General features: G+C 40.6%; 1 protein-coding gene and 1 pseudogene. Both read right to left on the bottom strand.

The annotated features are described in order from the left end of the window. Positions 1-90 precede the first annotated feature (90 nt). Positions 91-903, bottom strand: coding sequence for a glycosyltransferase family 2 protein (locus DW800_RS19455; protein WP_008665367.1), 813 nt, complete (start codon positions 901-903; stop codon positions 91-93). Between the two features lie 686 nt (positions 904-1589). After that, a pseudogene (locus DW800_RS19450) lies at positions 1590-1652 on the bottom strand (site-specific integrase); the annotation flags it as partial.

Below are 1652 nucleotides of genomic sequence, written 5' to 3'. Positions count from 1 at the left end.
AAGTTAACACTCATAATTACGGCTACGATAGCCATTCCAATAAATCTTAATGTTCTCATTTTAATTAATAAATTAAGTTAGTAATATAGTTTATAAATATTTATCCACTCCATTTGTACAGCGTACCGTCTTCCGTTCATCCAGCATTCTCATGTACTGCAAGTTCTTTGTCTTATTGTACATGAACTTATCCTCATGCCAAAGGTGGTAAACAATACCTGCGAACTTCAAATACCGTTTCCGGCAACCACTGTTCAGCAGACGCTTGCCCAAATCAATATCCTCACTTCCCCAACCCTCATAGAATTCATCATAACCGTTTACCTTGATAAAATCCTCACGGAAGAAGGACATGTTACAGCCCAATGCAGCCGAACGCTTTCTACGGTATCTCGGAGCCAAGAAGCGAGCCAGCCATATACAATGGATTGCATTCTCCGGCTTGCTTTCAATTCCTTTCGTCCAGACATGAATCGGGCGTACCATACCGGACTTACATATTTCCTCTGTCAGCTCTTTGCCCAAGTTTACCCTTCCACCTTTCACGTAAATGCCACGGCCAGCTTCACGGAGATGGTCGGCTATCAGCTTTGGATGCAGGAACACATCACCGTCTATCTCTATGATATAGTTTCCCGTACTACGGGCTACACACTTGTTGCGCATCATAGCCAATCGGAAACCTTTATCCTCATGCCACACATGTATGATTGGAAACGGTGCCTGCTCTTGCAGCCTTGCTATCAACGAGGCGGTCTCTTCCGTAGAGCCATCGTCTCCTATAATGACCTCATCGGGCAGGACTGTCTGCTTGAACAAGCTGAGTAAACATACTTGCAGAGCATCGCAACGGTTGTAAGTAGAGACTATTACGGAAATCTTCCCCAAGTCCTTTCTATTCATTACTACCAGATTTAAATAAGTTAATCAGATTAATTATTACCACTCTATACACTCTTGCCTTCTTTTATATGGATATATGGATGAAATGGCTTGAATAAGTGCACAGAGTACACAGCATAAAGCTGCACGCAATTTGATTGATTGCCACGTTAGAAATAGAACTGTCTGTTTTGTGAATATCTGTATCGTTGCCAGTGTTCCCTAACTGACCGTTATACAATAAAGAAGCGTGGGAACATTGAATATTACTACTGTGAGGCTCTGGACTGCCTAAGGTGAATAATAAACAATGCCCACGCCAGATATGTATATAGTTCACCCTACAGAGGTGAATATATAACACTGACGTGAGCGTCCTTGCCTATTATCTTCACCTTTTGAAATTGTCCAGATTTCACAGTAAGATAATATCTTAAACGCTCTTCGTTAACTAATATGTCCTTCCAACTTCCCAACGCATTAGGCTGTTAGAATTGCTGCAAAGTTACGAATTTACGTTTGATTAGCAAGAACTTATTGTTTATTAAATGCAGAAAGGCATTCCTACTCCATAAATCAAGGTTAGGAGCAAATTTGTAAAAGGTCTATATAAGTAGAATTTTATAAATTTACTCCCAACTTGAATTGTAGGCTTAAAAGGCAGTTCCGCTCCATTCTTAATAATTGGTGAGCGCAACCGCCAGTAATCAAAAGCTAAGGCAGTCATAAGTATTAAGTAGTTCTTCCTGCCTTAATCCCAAGTATCTCTT

It is taken from the genome of Bacteroides sp. AM32-11AC (assembly GCF_003603515.1).
GTDB lineage: Bacteria > Bacteroidota > Bacteroidia > Bacteroidales > Bacteroidaceae > Bacteroides > Bacteroides uniformis.
The sequence above is the reverse complement of the archived record's forward strand: the minus strand, read 5'-3'. Positions and strand labels throughout refer to the sequence as shown.